The organism is Vibrio sinensis (assembly GCF_003605645.1).
Classification (GTDB): Bacteria; Pseudomonadota; Gammaproteobacteria; order Enterobacterales; family Vibrionaceae; genus Vibrio; species Vibrio sinensis.
On the sequence record NZ_QVMU01000003.1, the window covers coordinates 1 to 18,235 of the forward strand.

General features: G+C 42.6%; 16 protein-coding genes. 7 read left to right on the forward strand and 9 right to left on the reverse strand.

Going from position 1 to position 18,235, the window contains the following annotated elements; translation table 11 throughout:
* Positions 1–207 precede the first annotated feature (207 nt).
* The 6 genes from fabV to DZ860_RS05065 all read right to left on the reverse strand — a co-directional run bounded on the left by fabV (position 208) and on the right by DZ860_RS05065 (position 8,096).
* Entirely contained in the window at positions 208–1,410 is a 1,203-nt protein-coding gene (gene fabV / locus DZ860_RS05040; protein WP_120029842.1) for an enoyl-ACP reductase FabV, read from the reverse strand.
* A 186-nt stretch (positions 1,411–1,596) separates the two neighbouring features.
* A complete protein-coding gene (locus DZ860_RS05045) occupies positions 1,597–3,879 on the reverse strand; it encodes an acyl-CoA dehydrogenase (protein ID WP_120029843.1) in 2,283 nt (760 codons plus the stop codon).
* A gap of 132 nt (positions 3,880–4,011) precedes the next feature.
* Entirely contained in the window at positions 4,012–4,647 is a 636-nt protein-coding gene (gene psrA / locus DZ860_RS05050) for a TetR family transcriptional repressor PsrA (protein ID WP_120029844.1), read from the reverse strand.
* Between the two features lie 394 nt (positions 4,648–5,041).
* Positions 5,042–5,473, reverse strand: a complete 432-nt coding sequence (locus DZ860_RS05055; protein WP_120029845.1) for a GtrA family protein — start codon at positions 5,471–5,473, stop codon at positions 5,042–5,044.
* On the reverse strand, positions 5,470–6,921 hold the full coding sequence (locus DZ860_RS05060; protein WP_120029846.1) for an ArnT family glycosyltransferase: 1,452 nt from the start codon (positions 6,919–6,921) through the stop codon (positions 5,470–5,472). Before DZ860_RS05060 ends, DZ860_RS05055 begins: the two co-directional genes overlap by 4 nt.
* Entirely contained in the window at positions 6,918–8,096 is a 1,179-nt protein-coding gene (locus tag DZ860_RS05065) for a glycosyltransferase family 2 protein (protein WP_120029847.1), read from the reverse strand. Before DZ860_RS05065 ends, DZ860_RS05060 begins: the two co-directional genes overlap by 4 nt.
* A 309-nt stretch (positions 8,097–8,405) precedes the next feature.
* Here DZ860_RS05065 and DZ860_RS05070 point away from each other — a divergent pair, with 309 nt between their 5' ends.
* The 4 genes from DZ860_RS05070 (at position 8,406) to DZ860_RS05085 (ending at position 11,716) form a co-directional block, all read left to right on the forward strand.
* A complete protein-coding gene (locus DZ860_RS05070; protein ID WP_120030081.1) occupies positions 8,406–9,083 on the forward strand; it encodes a response regulator transcription factor in 678 nt (225 codons plus the stop codon).
* Positions 9,080–10,372, forward strand: a complete 1,293-nt coding sequence (locus DZ860_RS05075) for a sensor histidine kinase (protein ID WP_120029848.1) — start codon at positions 9,080–9,082, stop codon at positions 10,370–10,372. The genes DZ860_RS05070 and DZ860_RS05075 overlap by 4 nt, the downstream gene beginning before the upstream one ends.
* A gap of 145 nt (positions 10,373–10,517) precedes the next feature.
* Positions 10,518–11,426, forward strand: a complete 909-nt coding sequence (locus tag DZ860_RS05080; RefSeq protein WP_120029849.1) for a 1-aminocyclopropane-1-carboxylate deaminase/D-cysteine desulfhydrase — start codon at positions 10,518–10,520, stop codon at positions 11,424–11,426.
* An 8-nt stretch (positions 11,427–11,434) separates the two neighbouring features.
* Positions 11,435–11,716, forward strand: coding sequence for a DUF1496 domain-containing protein (locus DZ860_RS05085; RefSeq protein ID WP_120029850.1), 282 nt, complete (start codon positions 11,435–11,437; stop codon positions 11,714–11,716).
* Between the two features lie 100 nt (positions 11,717–11,816).
* Here the strand turns inward: DZ860_RS05085 and DZ860_RS05090 are convergent, their stop codons facing one another.
* Positions 11,817–12,185, reverse strand: a complete 369-nt coding sequence (locus DZ860_RS05090; protein WP_120029851.1) for a hypothetical protein — start codon at positions 12,183–12,185, stop codon at positions 11,817–11,819.
* 433 nt (positions 12,186–12,618) lie between these two features.
* Between DZ860_RS05090 and DZ860_RS05095 the strand changes: the two genes are divergently transcribed.
* Genes DZ860_RS05095 through DZ860_RS05105 form a run of 3 tightly spaced genes read left to right on the forward strand, consistent with a single transcriptional unit; the run spans position 12,619 to position 16,168 of the window.
* A complete protein-coding gene (locus DZ860_RS05095; protein WP_243641809.1) occupies positions 12,619–13,965 on the forward strand; it encodes a paraquat-inducible protein A in 1,347 nt (448 codons plus the stop codon).
* The gene (gene pqiB / locus DZ860_RS05100; RefSeq protein ID WP_120029852.1) at positions 13,962–15,611 is read left to right on the forward strand and encodes an intermembrane transport protein PqiB; all 1,650 of its coding nucleotides are present in this window, start codon (positions 13,962–13,964) and stop codon (positions 15,609–15,611) included. Before DZ860_RS05095 ends, pqiB begins: the two co-directional genes overlap by 4 nt.
* A complete protein-coding gene (locus tag DZ860_RS05105; protein WP_120029853.1) occupies positions 15,608–16,168 on the forward strand; it encodes a PqiC family protein in 561 nt (186 codons plus the stop codon). Before pqiB ends, DZ860_RS05105 begins: the two co-directional genes overlap by 4 nt.
* 140 nt (positions 16,169–16,308) lie before the next feature.
* Here DZ860_RS05105 and DZ860_RS05110 read toward each other — a convergent pair whose 3' ends face one another.
* Entirely contained in the window at positions 16,309–17,553 is a 1,245-nt protein-coding gene (locus tag DZ860_RS05110; RefSeq protein WP_120029854.1) for a sensor histidine kinase, read from the reverse strand.
* Positions 17,525–18,193, reverse strand: a complete 669-nt coding sequence (locus DZ860_RS05115; RefSeq protein WP_120030083.1) for a response regulator transcription factor — start codon at positions 18,191–18,193, stop codon at positions 17,525–17,527. Before DZ860_RS05115 ends, DZ860_RS05110 begins: the two co-directional genes overlap by 29 nt.
* Positions 18,194–18,235 lie beyond the last annotated feature (42 nt).

Below are 18,235 nucleotides of genomic sequence, written 5' to 3' on the forward strand. Positions count from 1 at the left end.
CCATTGGGACCCCCTTTCAATTCTTAATTAACTCTTGCAGTTGCCAGACCACAAGACGTTTTTATCAAATTGAAAGGGGTTATATAACTGACTTATAGCTGTAAGCTTTACGGAACCCCCAGCCTAGCTGGGGGTTTTCTCTATACAATAAAAAACCGGTGCTCAATAGCACCGGTTTTCATTTATATCGTTTAATCGGCTACGCGATTAGATATTGATGAAGTTCGCTTCAACTAATGGATTCACATCAGCTTCATAGTCAACGCCATCTACACCAAAACCAAACAGTTTTAGGAATTCTTCTTTATATTCAACGTAGTCAGTTAACTCTTTCAAATTTTCAGAAGTAATTTGCGGCCACAATTCACGACAATGCTGTTGAATATCATCACGTAGTTCCCAGTCGTCAAGACGTAGACGATTTGATTCATCCACTTCTGCGACACTGCCATCTTCTTTATATAAGCGTTGGCTAAACATACGGAAGATTTGCTCCATACAGCCTTCGTGAACGCCTTGCTCACGCATTTTCTTGAAGACCATTGCGATGTACAAAGGCATAACAGGAATGGCTGAACTTGCTTGAGTCACAACTGATTTAAGAACAGCAACGTTTGCACTACCACCAGTAGCGGCTAGTTTTTCGTTCAAAACAGACGCTGCACGGTCAAGGTCCATCTTCGCTTTACCAAGCGCGCCATCCCAATAGATTGGCCACGTTAGTTCAGTACCGATGTAGCTGTAAGCTACTGTTTTACAACCGTCAGCTAATACACCAGCTTCAGATAGAGCGTTAATCCAAAGCTCCCAATCTTCACCACCCATAACGGTAATGGTGTCTTTGATTTCTTCTTCTGTCGCAGGCTCTACGCTTGCTTCAATAATAACGTCTTTGTTGGTATCAACCGCTGTAGAAGTATAAGTTTCACCAATCGGTTTTAGTGAAGAACGGATAACTTCACCTGTTTCTGGCATCTTACGCACTGGTGAAGCCAGTGAATAAACAACCATGTCAATCTGACCAAGATCTTCTTTAATCAAATCAATCGTTTTCTGTTTCGCTTCATTAGAGAACGCGTCACCATTTAGGCTTTTCGCATATAACCCTTCTTCATGAGCTAATTTCTCGAAAGCAACTGAATTATAAAAACCGGCTGTACCTGGTTTCTTTTCAGTTGCTTCTTTTTCAAAGAAAACACCGATCGTTGATGCACCGCCACCGAAAGCTGCTGCAATGCGAGAAGAAAGACCGTAGCCACTTGAAGCGCCAACAACAAGTACACGCTTAGGTGCATTTTTAATTGGGCCTTGTGCTTTAGTGTAAGCAATTTGTTCTTTTACGTTCGCTTCACAACCCACTGGGTGCGTAGTGGTACAGATAAATCCACGAATTCGAGGTTTGATGATCATATTCAACTTCCTTTAAAAATCTTCGCTAGGATAAAAGGTTCATTCGAAAATCGCATCTAATTTCTTTAAAAATGCGTGATAAATGCAAGTGGTTGGAGCTGTTTTGTAATTTTAAGCCATAAAAACAACAAAAGCTCCCCGAGGGGAGCTTAGACAAAATAAATACTTTAAGTGAGATTGTTAATCTTACGCGACACTATTAAGTTTAGGTTTAGCGCTATTTGATGTTCTAACTTCGCTAAAATCATGACTAAAATCATCTACCTGTATTGCTTGATAGCGAAGTTTGTCCGCAGCCATTACTTGTTCGCATTCTTGCTCGGTTATCACGCCTTCCTTAATTGCTTGCGCTAAACGTTCAGACAGAATGCCTTTGCGGGCCACTTTCCCCTCTTTTGCTGCTCGCATAAGTTTACGCTCAATCCCTTTCACACCATACATGGCGAGAAATGCACGCTCCATCAAACCGACACAATCATCCTCTTGGTCGCCGATATAACACAAGTGAGTTAATCGATCTCGATGTGCTCCTGGCGTCATTAAACTTTCCGCCAAACGCACGCTAAGATCATCGCTTGGTTTATCAAAATGATTACCCAATGGGAACACCAACACTTTCAAAATACGTCCAACTGATTTGTGTGGATAATTGGTAAACGCTTCTTGAAGAGATTTTGAACCTTGATGTAGACAGTGCTGAACAGCGTAATGCACATAATCTAAATCTTGTTGTTGACGGCCCTCATCCTCGTACTTTTTCAATGCCGCAGACGCCATGTAAAGATACGCAAGCACATCACCTAAACGCGCTGAGATCATCTCTTTTCGTTTCAAATCCCCGCCTAAAGTCAACATGGCAACATCTGCACTTACTGCCAACGCTCTGCTCAAACGCGTCATATCTTTATAGTAACGCTTCGTTGGGCCACTCATATCAGCTTTAACGAAATAAGAACCGGTTAATGCCGCGCCCATCGCACCAAAAGTATTTTTAGTGGCGTGAGAAATATGCTTAAACAGTAATTGATCAAACTCTTTCGCACCTTGCTTTGAATCTGGATTTGCCGCGGCTTCCATCTCTTTTAAGACATATGGATGACAACGCGTTGCCCCTTGGCCAAAAATCATCAAGTTCCGAGTCAGAATGTTTGCGCCTTCAACGGTAATCGCAACAGGAATGCCTAGGTAATGTGATGCTAAGTAGTTCATCGGACCATCTTGAATCGCTCTTCCTGAATGAATATCCATTGAGTCGTTTAAGATAGTTCGCGCCATTTCAGTCATGTGGTATTTTGCAATGGCGGTAACAATGCCTGGCTTTTCTTTCAAATCAAGTGAAGTCGTTGTCAGAGTTCTTGTTGCTTCGAGAAGATATGTCATGCCTCCGATTCGGCCTAAAGCTTCTGCAACACCCTCAAACTTACCAATAGACATACCAAACTGTTTACGAACATACGCATATGCGCCTGTCGTTCTTGATGTTAAATGGCCGATAGCCGTACCTAATGCAGGAAGAGAGATACCACGACCTGCTGATAGGCATTCAACTAGCATTCGCCAACCTTTACCTGCGTACTTTTGTCCACCAATTAGCCAATCCATCGGAATAAAGACATCTTTACCTCGAGTCGGGCCATTCATAAAGGCAAGGCCAAGTGGGTCGTGTCGCTCGCCAATCTCAACACCTTTGTGATCAGCGGGGATTAATGCACAGGTGATGCCAATATCTTTTTCGTCACCAAGCAAACCATCTGGATCATGCATTTTAAACGCCAATCCAAGTACTGTTGCTACAGGGGCTAGTGTGATATATCGCTTGTTCCAATTCAGACGAATACCTAATACTTGTTCGCCATCGTGTTCACCGTAACAAACAATACCTTGATCGGGAATACCACCAGCATCCGAGCCAGCTTCAGGCCCCGTCAAAGCAAAACACGGAATCTCTGTGCCATCGGCAAGACGAGGAAGCCAGTAATCTTTTTGTTCTTGAGTACCATAGTGAGAAAGCAACTCTCCCGGCCCCAATGAGTTTGGAACCATAACCGTGACCGCTGTACTGATACTGCGCGTGGCAATACGAGACACAATTGTCGAATTAGCCAATGCAGAAAACTCTCTACCACCATATTCTTTAGAAATGATTAAAGAGAAAAAGCGCTCTTGACGTAAATAAGCCCAAACTTCTGCGGGTAGATCACGATCTTGTTTAACAATTTTGTGATCATCAAGCATTTCAAGGAGCGTCTCTAACTCGTTATCCATAAACGCTTGCTCTTCTTTCGTAAGCGTTGGTTTCGGATACTGGTGCAGCTTTGAGAAATCAGGCTTACCAGAAAATAACTCGCCATCCCACCAAACACTCCCCGCTTCCATCGCTTCCTTTTCCGTTTCAGAAAGAGGTGGCAGCACTTTTTTAAACATTTTAAAAGCAGGATCGCTAATCCATTTTTGTCTTAGAGAGCTCATATTCAGATCCTTTTGTTCACATATGTAGCTTATTCACTATACGACTTCTGTCGCTAACTCGATCTCGGGGTTAACCCGTTGTCGTTGTAATTTAGTTCACTGGTTTCAATTCATAGCCAATCAAGGCTGTCGTTACGCAGATGAGCGAACGTCAACACCGGCAGACAGATATGGAATCAGTTGACTTATCAACCCATTCGCATCCACCTTGCTGCCGTAATCACTTTCCGCGATATCGGCTAATGCTTGGCTTGAAGCCATGGTGAAGACACAGGCGCCCAAGGTAAAATGAAGACGCCAAAACAAATCTTGTTGGGTTAGTGAGGGATTGGCTTTCATCACCGAATCAGTAAATAACCCCAATACATCTTGATAACGAGTGGTAATGAACCAACGTAAATGCCCTTGAACGTCGGTATACCCTCGACCAATCAGCAACATAAAAAGATGTGCTCCATTTGGACGGATTTTATTCAAACCAATAAGCGGTTCACGTAACGCCTCAAACACCTCTTCCATCTGATAATTTTGATTCATATTTAAATTGATCAGTGCATCCTGCACTGCGGGCATAAATGCCTCGAGGTAACGATTCAGAACCGCTCTTACCAGCGTTTTTTTGTCACCAAAGTGATAATTCACAGAGGCAAGGTTAACACCAGCTCGACTCGTGATGGCCCGTAGAGAAGTATCGTTAAAGCCATGCTCCGCAAACAGAGTTTCTGCCACATCGAGAATCTTATTCTTGGTACTACTCTTGGTCAGCATTTTAATCGCCCGTATTAAACACCTGTTTGAAAATATACATCTAGCACAACAAATTAACAACCGCGCAACATCACACTTCTTAACCTCGGTTAGAAATCGCACAATCTATGGGCATCAACTCTTTGTTTTTTAGGATATTTAAAAAAATAATGAAAATATTGGGAACTGTTTTGAAATTCATGAGTCTGAATTATTGTAGTTACAGAGCTTTAAGAGTTTTTCGGGCCGTCAAACTTGTTTCCCACTGTTACTACAGCAATGCTGCTTTTTCTTATTAACTCCTATATTTGTATCCGCCCAGAGCGCCACTTTGCTCTGGGCTTTTTTATGTGTGTACTATTTGTTTGTGCGTATGTTATGCGCATGATTGTTTACGTACGCAATAATTGATGATCTAGTTTTTTGGTAAGTGGTTATCAGGGAACACCCAATAACAACTCAGTGCATAGTTGCTCAACATCCCAACCCCAACCCCTAATATCAAAGCGATAAAGATGAAAATCCCCTCTGTGCCTAAAATGCTGGTTGTAAACTTGAACACAACAAAATTTGGGAATCCTGACAGCATTGCACTGCACATCGATTTTCCCCACTGACGCAGCTTGGCCTGTTGAACCTCTAGCACAGCAAACGTCAAAATACGATTTCCATACCACGTTGTTGTTGCTGCGCAAAGAAAGGCCACGATGCGTGAAAACATCAATGGTCCTTCCATTCCATAATAAACAGCACTAAATACGCAAGCATCGATGACAAACCCGATTCCACCAATCAATGCGAAATGAGCCAAATGAGTAAAACGTCTGTTTATGGCGAGTCGATTCATAGCGAATGATGACAACGGTATAAAGAACGCTGACTCTGAGCGGTATATTCAATAACACAGCTTAATTTATTTTGTTCTACTAAGCTGTTTACTTCTTGGCGAACACCTACGAGTTGGAACTGCTCAAATTGCGAAAGCACCTGTTGATCCACTAATGGCGTCGCTTTACCATAACTGTAGAATTGCCCAGAAAATGGTCGGTGTCCTACATAGTAAGTGGGTAAATTTTGATTCGCATGACTGAAGATCACCCTATCACTTTTGCGATCAGCAGTACCAAATTGCAGATATATGACGGCACCAATCAATAGAACGGGAACGACTGAAGATGCGACCTTAAACCACTTTTGATTTTGTGAACTTCCTGGCATCAATAAACTGATCAATCCCCCAAGCGCTGGAATTCCTGGCAACACATAGGCTGGTAAAATATTACCCGACAAAGTAAAGAGAACTAAGGGAGAAAGCATCCACAAAAATAGTAAGCTAAGTACACCTTTAGGCGCTTCATTTTGTGACCCATTTGTCTCTCTATCTAAGGTACTTTTTTGAATCAAGGAACCTTTTCGAATGTCATGACGTTTTTTCCACAACAGAACAGGCAGTACAACCGACCAAGGTAACGCTGAATACAGCCAAAATAGCCAGATGGTGCCACGCGGTTCATTATGAGCTGAACCATATAAGTCCCCCTCCCAACCACTGACTAAAAAGCGATTAATATGTTCACCAACCAGAAAATAATCTAAAAAACCTGGTGTCGCGTGTTCAGCCATGATGTACCAAGGAGCTGCAATCATCAGCATCAACGCTGAACCTGAGATTAAGGGGAAACGGCTCCAAAGCACTTTAAAACTCGTTATAAAGCCATGTTGTATGATCAGCCACGGCATAACGACCAGGCCTACTAAAACGATAATTAGCGGGCCTTTGGCAAGTAAACCAACAGCTAGGCCGATAAATCCAACATACCCCCATATTCGAGAGCCTTGCCAACAGAAATAAAACCCTATGATTGCCAAAGTCATCCCTAGCGTAAGAGCCATATCTGTCATAACGGCACCTGACGATATAGAAAAAATTCCACATGTTGCGAGTACTAGCGCTGTAATGAGCGCGTTCATCGCCAATTTTCGCGAGAAATAGCTCATCAACCCTATGACGATAACGCCTGCTAACCAGTGTGGCACGCGCACCGCAAATTCATTGATACCAAATGATTCAATTCCTAGCGCGCTCATCCAAGTAAACAGTGGTGGCTTCCCCCAAAATGGGATTCCATAGTCAAATTGCGGCGTCAACCAATTTGATGTTTCAACCATTAAGCGTGCCATTTCACCATATCGCGCTTCTGTCGTGTCCATCAGAGGATAGGCGCTTAAAGACAACAACCGAATCAACAGTGCAGCACCGAGGATTGCCCACAGATACATACGATGACCATTCATGCTCGTTTCTCCATTGGACGTTGTGTTCCATAGTCTCTACGATGAAGATTGGTAGCTTGAACGGCTCCTTGTTCGGTGTATTGAAATCTACCCCGTTCTTTTTCGCTAATAGATTGCACTAAATAAAGGGGACGCTTCTTCGTTTCAATAAAAATTCGACCAATATATTCACCTAACAAGCCAATACTGAGCAGTTGAATACCCCCCAAAGCCAGTAGAACCACCATCATCGATGGATACCCTGATACTGATTCACCAAATAACACGGTTTTTATCACGACGAACACACCAAACCCAAACGATCCTGCTGCAATAAGTGCACCAAATAGCGTTGCTAGTCGTAGTGGTCGAATGGAAAATGAAGTAATTCCGTCTACCGCCAAACCAAGTAGCTTTAAGTAATTCCATTTCGTCTCTCCGCAGAAACGCGCATCACGATCAAATTGAACAATCGCTTGTTTATATCCCGGCCAAGAAAATATCCCTTTCATATAACGATTACGCTCAGGTAAGCGATTAATATGATCGACAACTTCACGGCTAATTAACCGAAAATCACCGACATTCTCTGGAATATCGGTTTGCGCCATTGCGTTCATTAAGCGATAAAAACAAGCCGCTGATTGTCGTTTAAACCAAGTTTCACCATGCCTATGACGACGTTGCATATTGACGACATCAAATCCCTCACGCCATTTATCGAGCATTTGGGGAATAAGTTCCGGGGGATCTTGAAGATCCGCATCAATGAGGATCACAGCCAGACCTCGGCTGTATTCAAGCCCCGCCGACATCGCCGATTCCTTGCCGAAATTGCGGCTTAATTGAACACTTCGTATTGAGCTCGAACTTTGTCGGAAAGCAGCCACGACAGAGAGGCTGTCGTCTTGACTACCATCATCAACATAAATGATTTCGCTGCTATCAGGTAAACGATCAAGCACTGCTGCCAACCGGCGATGCAACTCAGGTAACACATCTGCTTCATTAAAATAAGGAACAATAACGGACAATGTCACAACAGGCAGTGCTTCACCAAACAACGGCTCTTTGATTCCAGATTCTTGAGATACGACTTCTTTAGAGAATGCTTGTGTCGAAAAAAGACGACTTTGGGTGGAATGATGGCGATTGATTAAATGATCTTTGCTAGTTAAAGGGCTCACTCGGTTCATAAGATACTTCTCTATTTTGAGTGTCTGGTTCCCGATGGTTATCCATCGAGAACAAAAAACGAATATCTGAACCTTATCGCCCTCGATGTGAAATCTCTGTTGTCGACATTTTTTTCACACGATTTCTGTTGCTATTGACCTCATGTTAAACTGCTCACCAACCAATACCGATTCGATATCGCAGTGTAATTCGTTGCCATCAGATATCCCCTGCGCTTCTTCTTAAGCACTCATTGAGTTAAGTGTTAAACAGCTGAAATGCAAGCTGGATTATTGGATCGCACTATTGTTGAGAGAAAAATACGCGTCATGAATAAAATATTACTGATTGAAGATAACCGGGAAGTAGCTGGTATTCTGTTTGACTACTTTGAGTGCTTAGGCATGGAACTGGATTACGCTGACAATGGTGAATTGGGGCTGCAATTGGCGCTTGCTGGAAATTTCGATCTTATTTTGCTCGATCTCATGCTACCGCGCATGGATGGCTTAACCGTCTGTAACAAACTTAGAGCAGCAGGCAAGGTTACACCCATTTTAATGCTAACCGCATTAGACAATCGTGAAGATATGTTGAATGGCTTTCAACACGGTGCTGACGACTATCTTACTAAGCCTTTTGACCTCGATATCCTAGAAGCTCGGATGCGTGCACTTATCAAACGTTATCGTGGACAAACCGCTGAGACCATTTTGACTTTTGGTAGCTTAAGCATCGAACAAAAAACTCGCCAAGCTCATCGTCATGGCAAAAAACTGGCTCTCAACCCCACCACTTATACCATTTTAGAGCTGCTTTGCATGCGTGCTCCAGACATCGTTACACGTCAAGAACTAGCCGAAAAGTTATGGCAGGAAGATGAACCCAATAATGATGTGTTACGTAGCCATATCTACCAACTGCGCAACCAGCTCGATAAGCCATTTGCTTTCCCTATGCTTAAAACCATACCGAAAATTGGATTTCGTTTAGAGGAAGAAGCGTGATCAATCGATATTTGGCTAAAACCCCATCACTCACAGGGCGACTCGCTGTTTTCTTTACATTCGTTTCCTGCATCGTTGGTATCGTGACATTTTTGATTTTCTATACCGCAATACAGTGGTCTGAAGATCGTGTGGGTGAAAGGCGGATTTTAATCGACAAAGACACAGCGATAGAGCGCTTTAGTCAAGGAGAACAAGGTGAAATTCGAATCGATGCTCTCACCGTCGCTTATAACGACCTTTCTTTAGTCCCTAAGCAATATCAGCCTCTTATTGCAAAGCACGACCATTATTTAGGGGAAGTTGGACTTGCGTTTGATCCTTTATCCCACATGGTGTTTAAAGGTCAATATACCGATCAAGGGATCATTCATGATCTTGTCTTGCTCTCTTTGATCGATAAAGTCGAATTCAATAATGAAGAGATTGTTTACTCCGGAGTGATTGTCATCGGCTTTGTGTCGATACTGATGTTTATTTTTGGCACCGTCCTCCATCGCCTGTCCAAACGACTTATTGAGCCATTAAATAGCGTTGCAAAACAACTTGAAGATCAAAGTGGAGATACGGTAACCGAATTTACAATATCCCCTCAGGCATCAGAAGAGTTCCAAATCTTAACGCAGCGATTAAATACCTATCGTCACGATGCATGTCTTTCTCTCAAACGAGAGCAAGCCTTTGCTCGTTACGCCAGTCACGAATTGAGAACACCACTCACCATTGTAAAAGGGGCGAGTAAACTGTTATCAAGAGGTGAGCGCTCTGAATTTCAATCACGACAAATCAATAGAATTGATGACGCAACACGACAAATGGTAACCATGGTTGATACCCTCATGAGTATTGTTCGTTATGAACGCAATGTAGACGATGCGCCGCTACGCACGATTCATCACCATGAAATCTCCCAGATTATCGCTGCGAACGCCCAACAAGCTCAGGATAAACAGATTGATATTGAACTGATTGTTCAGAGCGAACCACAACTTCGCGCGACACAATCCGTACTCAATATGATCGTCGGTAACCTCATCCGTAATGCAATTGCAGCAACATCTCAAGGCAAGATTACCGTTCAAGTAACGCAATACAGCATTGAAGTCATCGATGATGGTTGCGGAGTCAATCTCCACCAGCAAGATCATCAACTCACTAGTCAAGGACACGGGCTAGGATTACTCATTGTTGATGACTTAAGCCAACGCTATGGTTGGTCATTTACACTGACTAATCATCAGGAACGTGGCGGTTATGCCAAAATATCATTCGATAACCAAGAGTCTTGAAACGACCGTTATGCGGCAATTTTAGTTAACCACGACAAAGCGATATGACGGTATGAGTAATAAGTATAGATGGCAGGTATAACCGTTAAAGAAAATCAGGATATAATCAAGAGCTAAAAGCTCACTCTATTCTGACTCAATCCTAATGAAATTGACCAATACACCAGTGACAGAGCATCAATTTGACGACATCGCTTTCTTTTTAAAAAGAGATGACCAAATGCACCCTCAGTTTTCAGGTAATAAAGCGCGTAAATTTATGGCGTTACTTGATCATGATGATCCTAAGATCACAACCTTAATCGGTTATGGCAGCCCTCAAGCCAACTCTCTATATTCGATGGCAGCACTTGCCTCACTGAAAGGCTGGCAATTGGAATTTTACGTTGACCACATCCCAACTTGGCTCAAAAGTAATCCCATTGGTAACTATCGCGCTGCATTAGAGCTTGGCGCGGACATCATTGCTGTCAGCGAGTCAGGGCTGCATCCACACGAATACATTCACACCATTCGAAAACCTAATGAAGATTCTCTTTTCGTACCTGAGGGTGGACGATGTGGGTTAGCTGAAGCGGGCGTCAAACAACTCGCACAAGAACTGATTGACTGGATTACTCAGCAAACTAATTCACAAAGTAACCTCAATTTTGTGGTTGCCTTACCCTCAGGGACCGGCACCACGGCACTATATCTCAATAAGTATCTTGCTCCATTAGGTATTGAAGTCCTAACATGTGCGTGCGTGGGAGGTAGTGACTATTTACGTCATCAATTTGCTGAGTTAAACGAGCCTAATCTACCAACAATATTAGAACTGGAATATAAACATCACTTTGGCAAGTTGTATTCACAAGATTTCATTATTTGGCAGCAGATACTTAACGAGACCAATATCGAATTCGATCTGCTTTATGATCCTATGATGTGGCAATGCTTACAAAGTTGGAAAATTAACAATCCAGACAAGCAAATCTTATATGTACATCAAGGCGGTTTGTTAGGCAATGAAAGTATGCTGCCACGATACCAACGTAAATATTCGCCACAATAGGAGTTTTCATGCCTACGCTATTAAAGCTATTCTCGATCACTGCGATGGTTTTTAGTACCAACGTTGTGCAAGCTAAAACAATTTCAACACCATCAAAGTCCATTGTTGCGACGACGACAGATAGCATTAAGCGCGTTTGTTACTATCAAGATCAAGCTTATTCAGAGGGCGCTATTTTACAGGTGGGCGATTATCTACTTCGTTGCTCTGTGAGTCATGATTATGAATTAAATGGTGCGCTAAAATGGCAAACGCTACCCTCTGAAAATTCAGCGAAGAGTACCAACTAAAAATCAATGCAACAACACACTTATCACAACTGGCATTGACATTGGATTCCTCTTCGTAATATCCAATGTCAATGTCGTCTCTGTTATTCATTACGCGTTCTTAGCTATGATCGCAGCAACAATAGGACTTTCCATCTTCAGCGGGCTTTATACATCGCTTACCGGAATCATTAACGCCTTTACATCGTTTAATCGTCACTTCGCCGGAGTAATCATACAAGATATCCTCAGGTTCAGTTTGCTTATTCGATCTGACATAAACATTACGTGTAAATGAGTGCCAATTAGCGGGCAAATGCTGGCGTCTTCGTTCGATCTGTACCCCTTTCAAGTCACGCAGGTCACGGACATAAACCTTTTGACTATCATAATGCAACTTTGATGGCAGCGAATGCTGGCTCACATTCGGGATCTGTGTTCCATTCAAATCACCACCCGAAAGACGTATGGTTATATTATTGCTGTTCATAAATACTCCTAACTGTGACGCTATCAAATCAGGAGTAGCTAAACCTATCAATCCCCTCTTGCTATAAGTTGGGCACGAGATCAAATGCTTTGATTGATAAATTTCATGAATATGTAAAATCTTATTACTTAGTTTGAAGTGCGTCCCTACAACTAATTAATGACTAAAGTTGCTCATCTGTGGCGATTAAAACCACAGTATTTACGAGGAAAATAGTGAAAATATCTAAACAACACATCATGGCCAGCTAAACTTTTTGAGCAATTTTATAGTAGACATACTATCAAAATCATTAAGTCATAAAGCAAGCCCTAAGACTTACAAATGATGCTGCCTTGCTCGAATATCGTGATAACTGCCAATAGTTTAGCACCAATGTTAAAAATGATTTTTTGTGACGAAACTAGCATATTAGTACCAGTTAGGTATATTCTTGTGGTTCAAGATATTGAATTGGTCGAATGCATTGGCAACCACCTCTGAAGCGAAAGCTCATCAACTAATCTCCTGTGAAGAGTGCGGCATCGTCGTCTCGATTCCCCCGATGGTGGCGGGACAACGAGCACAATGTCCGCGCTGCGCGCACGTCATCACTAAGCTCAATCATCGGCCTTATCAAAGTATTATCGCTATCGCGATTGCTTGTTTAACCATGTTAGTTTTAAGTATTTCATTTCCATTTATGTCATTCAGTGTACAAGGGCTATCCCAAGAAATTACCCTGCTACACGCTGCGAAAATGTTGGCCGAATTTAAAAATGTATCCCTCGGGCTTCTATTACTTGGAACTGTGATCATTCTACCGATGATTTATATCAGCTCTATTTTGTACTTGTACAGCCACGCAGCAAAATATGACAAGCTCCCCCCTACTGCGCATCAAGCTAAAATAGCAAAACTGATTTGCCGAATCATATTTCGCATCGAACCCTGGTTAATGGTGGATGTTTTTCTTATCGGTGTGCTTGTTAGCCTAATTAAAATTGCCTCTCTCGCTGATGTCGGAATGGGAAAATCTTTTTGGGCTTTTTGCCTCTACACCGTATTATTCGTGAAATGCATGTCAATGGTAGACCGATTCTGGCTATGGGAACGATTCATTCCTGTTATTGCCGTTGAGGGTATTAAAGAGGGAGATACTCATCTCACAGGCAATCATATTGGCTGTCATGTTTGCCACCAACTAAATCCCTATTCCAAAACCCGTTGTATTCGCTGCGGTAGCCCTATACATCCCTACGATCCAAAACAGAGCTTACAAAAAGCGTGGGCTTTGCTCTTTGCATCGATCATTTTTTATTTACCCGCCAATCTTTACCCCATGATGTATACGGTAAGTTTAGGTAAGAGCGAGGGTTCGACAATTTTAGAGGGCGTCGTTCTACTTTGGAACTTAGGATCGTACCCCATCGCAATGGTGATATTCTTCGCCAGTATTTTCATTCCTGTCGCGAAGATGTTTGCTCTTGCATGGCTATTTTCGCAAGCAAAGAAATATCAAGACTTACCTCCACAAGAGAGCATTGCGAAGTTAAAAATCTACCGCATGACAGAGTTTATCGGTCGCTGGTCAATGATCGATATTTTCGTAGTCGCGATCTTAGTCGCCTTAGTTCAGTTGCAAAATTTGATGGCGATCTATCCCGGCCCTGCTGCTCTCTATTTTGCAGCAGTGGTGGTTTCGACCATGTTATCAGCAATGAGTTTTGACCCTAAGATTCTATGGTCTATGCCAACAGAAAATAATCACTTAACCCCTAAACGAGAACCGCAATTATGAGTGATGAGAATAAGGTAACCGCCCAACTCACACAACAAAAGCAGATTTCAGCCATTTGGATCATTCCACTGATTGCTCTAGCAATGGGTGCATGGATGCTATTTCAATATATGACCAGCACAGGGCCAGAAATTACGTTAAAAATGCCTACTGCAGAGGGGGTTGAAGTCGGAAAAACCGAGATCAAGTCACTCAATGTAAAGGTGGGTGTCGTCACTGACGTGAAGTTAAGTGAAAACTACGACCACATCATCGTGAAAGCGAGAATGAACAAAGATGCTGAACGTATGTTGCGCGATGACACCCTATTTTGGGTCGTAAAACCTAGAATCGGCAAAGAAGGCGTTTCGGGTTTAGAAACTCTTTTATCTGGGGCTTATATTGAGTTACAACCAGGTAAATCAAAAACCGAAAAAACACGATTTGAAGTGCTCGATATCCCACCTGTTGCGCCGCCAGATGCAAAAGGGTTAAGAGTGGTGTTAACACACCGTTCAGCCGGAAAACTCAGCGTTGGCGACCCAGTTATCTACAAAGGTTTTACGGTTGGCCGAGTTGAAAAGACCAGTTTTGACGTTGAAAAACGACGTGCGCTTTACCAACTATTTGTGTTCGAACCTTATGACAGTTTGATCCGAAGTAAAACCAATTTCTGGCTGACCTCAGGGGTCGATTTACAATTATCAACTGAGGGATTTAATCTTCAGTTTGGTTCACTAGAAAGTATGATTACTGGCGGTGTCACTTTTGGTGATATTGGTGAAAGCGACCATGCTCGTCCGATCACTGAACAAATGAAACGCTTTAGACTTTATAATAACGCCAAACAAGTACGCGAGGGAATGTACGATAACTACCTCGAATTCGTGATGTTGTTTGATGAATCCGTTCGTGGGCTTAAAGCCAAAGCACCGGTTGAATATAGAGGACTACGAATCGGAACCGTCATGCGAGTACCGATGAGAATGCCAACCCCAACAGCTAATTTCTCCGCAACCCAAATTCCTGTATTGGTACGTATTGAGCTAGGCCGAGTCTATGATGATTTCGAAAGTACTTCGCTAGAACCATTGCATAAGAAGCTTGAACTTGAGTTTACTAGAGGCATGCGAGCGACACTCAAAACCGGTAATTTACTCACAGGGGCCCTTTACATCGACACCGATTTTTACCCTGATGCAACACCAATGGTGACGAAAAAATTTGAGCAATATGATGTCTTCCCGACTCGTCAAGGTGGCTTTGCTGAGGTTCAAAAACAGGTGACTGATCTACTACGTAAGCTCAATAAGCTACCAGTAGAGGATACCATCGCGTCTTTAAACCAAACGCTACAAACCTCCGAACGCACTTTAGCGGCAGCGGAACGTGTTGCAAACAGCATTGACCAGCTTATGCAGCATGAAGATACAAAAATGATCCCAACCGACATTCGCCAAAGCTTGCAACAGATCCAAAATACGCTCACTGGGTACGGGCCAAATTCGACAATGTATCAAGATATGTCGCAAACATTACAGCAGTTGGAACAAGTGATGGCTGAATTCCAACCGGTTTTACGTCAGCTTAATCAAAAGCCGAACTCGCTCATCTTTGGTGACGATAATGCCAACGACCCAATTCCGGTGAAAGGAGAACAACAATGAAAAAGTGGCTAGTTATCGCGTTATTGGCTCTTGGTGGATGCAGTAGTGCCAATCAAAGCAGTCAGTTATATTTACTGCCAGACTCACAGACACTGACAGAACAAGCACCAAAAGGTTTACCCACTCTCGTAGTGCGTCCTGTCGAATTTGCCACTTACCTAAATGACAGCAGTTTAGTGTATCGCACATCTGAAACACAATTGATTCAAGCTAAGCAAAACTTGTGGGCACAAAGCTTATCCAAACAAGTAACCTTACGAGTTATCGAACAACTAAGAGCAAAGCAACATCAATACTGGCCAGTCATGATGAACCCTGCCCTATCTCAGGCACAGCAGCCTAAGTTGCAGATCCAGATCGACCGATTTAATGGGGTATATACGGGCAACGCAGAGATCAGTGGCGAATGGATGCTCATTGATAAACAAGGGGCGATTCAAAAAAGTGCTTCATTTGCTCTATTGGTACCGTTGCAAGATGAGGGCTACCCTGCTCTCGTCGATGCATTGGCAAAAGGGGTTAACCAAATGACCAATCAAATAGTAGAACAGTTGTAACTTCATTTAATAGTAAGGCCAAAGAGCAACACTCTTTGGCCTTATTGATTCCACTGTCCCGTCCTGAAATGTGTTTACACATTGAGGACGAATTATACGTTTTCGTTCGTAGCCAATTCTGAGTTTACGAGCTATTAGACTCAGGACGCTGTAAACAAAATTGTCGCAGAAAAACTTCCTTGTGAATCTTGGGTAGAGAACGACCAATGCATTCGCTCGCAAATCCGCTGAACAATCACCAAACCACAACCATAACCCGCATTATAAGTTTCATTGCCCTCATGTCGGTTAACAATAACCAAACGATGCCCCTCAAGAAGAATGTTGATGTCTCCAACACTATAGCTAAACGCATTTTTGATGAGATTATTAATCACAATACTGACAAAACTATCAGGCGCTTGAATCACCACCGGATCAGAAGTCGAGCATTGATAACTTGAATCTTGCTTTGCAAACAAAGGGGCCATCTCGTGTAACTGATTTTCCAACGCACTTTGCAGGCAGCAGTCGACGATATGATGCTCATCGATACGCTCTTTACCCAATAATAAAAACGCCTCAGTTAACACGCGCATCTGTTCGCTTGCGTGTTGTATTCGGTTTATTGCTTTGATGGCGACCGGAGGTTGTTCTGGCACTTTAGCTAACAGTTCAACCGAGCCACTGATCACCATAATAGGTGTCCTCAATTCATGAGAGGCAAAACGACTGAACTCTTTTTCTCGCTGAAAGAATCCTAAAATATCGCTCTTACTATCGAGTAAGGCTTGTTCAATATGGCGAGTTTCCGAATAAGCGGTTTCAACATCAAACATCGGTTGATCCGGTGGCATTTGACTGATTTTTTGCTCAATTTTAGTCAAAGGACGCGAAAGTGAACGTACCACGTAAAGCCCATATAGCACCATGATGAGTGAAATCAACCCACCGAATATAAACGTATAGTTGTGCAAGCTAAATTCATAGGCGTCGAGGTAATCATCCGCATCATCTTGAAAAACGATATACATCAATCCTCGACCAGAGGGATGTTCGATAACCAAAAAATGTTTATCTTCATCACCGAGTACATGCTCATAAAACCCAGGTGTGTTGTAACTATTTAGCCATGTAGGATGAGAGTTCTCACTCCAATAGGTAGAAAACTCTGATTTATGAGGCAACATGGTTTGCTCACCATACTCTTGATAATCGGCAATATAACGACTTGCTTCCGTATCAAGCCAATGATGCAAACTGATGATCTCAATTTGATTTTCAGCAAAATAAATCACCGTCCAAAAAGAACTAAACATCACAAAAATCATGATGGCAAAACTACGACGTATTTTGCGGTAAATACTCGGATAGTCCTTATGCTTTAATTCGGTAGCCTTGTCCATGAATGGTCTCTAATCGTGATTGTTCAAACCCTTTGTTTAACGCTGAACGTAACCCATAGATATGGCTACGAAGTGCATCACTACTTGGCGATTCATCCCCCCAAACCGCTTCAATCACCTCTTGGCGTGAAACAACCGCGGGGGCTTGGCGTAGTAATACTTTCAATATTTTCTTTTGTATTCGACTCAATTTAATCGGCTGACCACCTCGTTGAACCTCATTGGTTTGTACGTCGACACTAATATCCGCAAAAATCAGTTTGCCAATATCTTGACGAGGCCCTCGACTCGCTAACGCGCGAATGCGCAAACTCAACTCTTGCATTGCAAAAGGTTTCATTAAGTAGTCATCGCCACCAGCCTCAAACGCAGCAATTTTATCTTCTAAACCATCTTTAGCAGTAAGAAAGAGGATTGGCGTATTACAAAATAACTCTTTGCGTAGCTTAGTCACGGCGGAAATTCCGTCCATTTTCGGCATCATGATATCCATGATAATCACATCATAGTGATGTTCACTCACCAGTTTTAGTGCTGATTCACCATGATAAGCACTGTCAATCGTCATACCTTCTAGTTCCAGGTAGTCCGCAATGGTTTCCGCCACGTTGTGGCTATCGTCAACGATTAGAACTTTGATCATTTTTCCCTTTCTTCACGAGTACTTCACACTTCTCGCGCT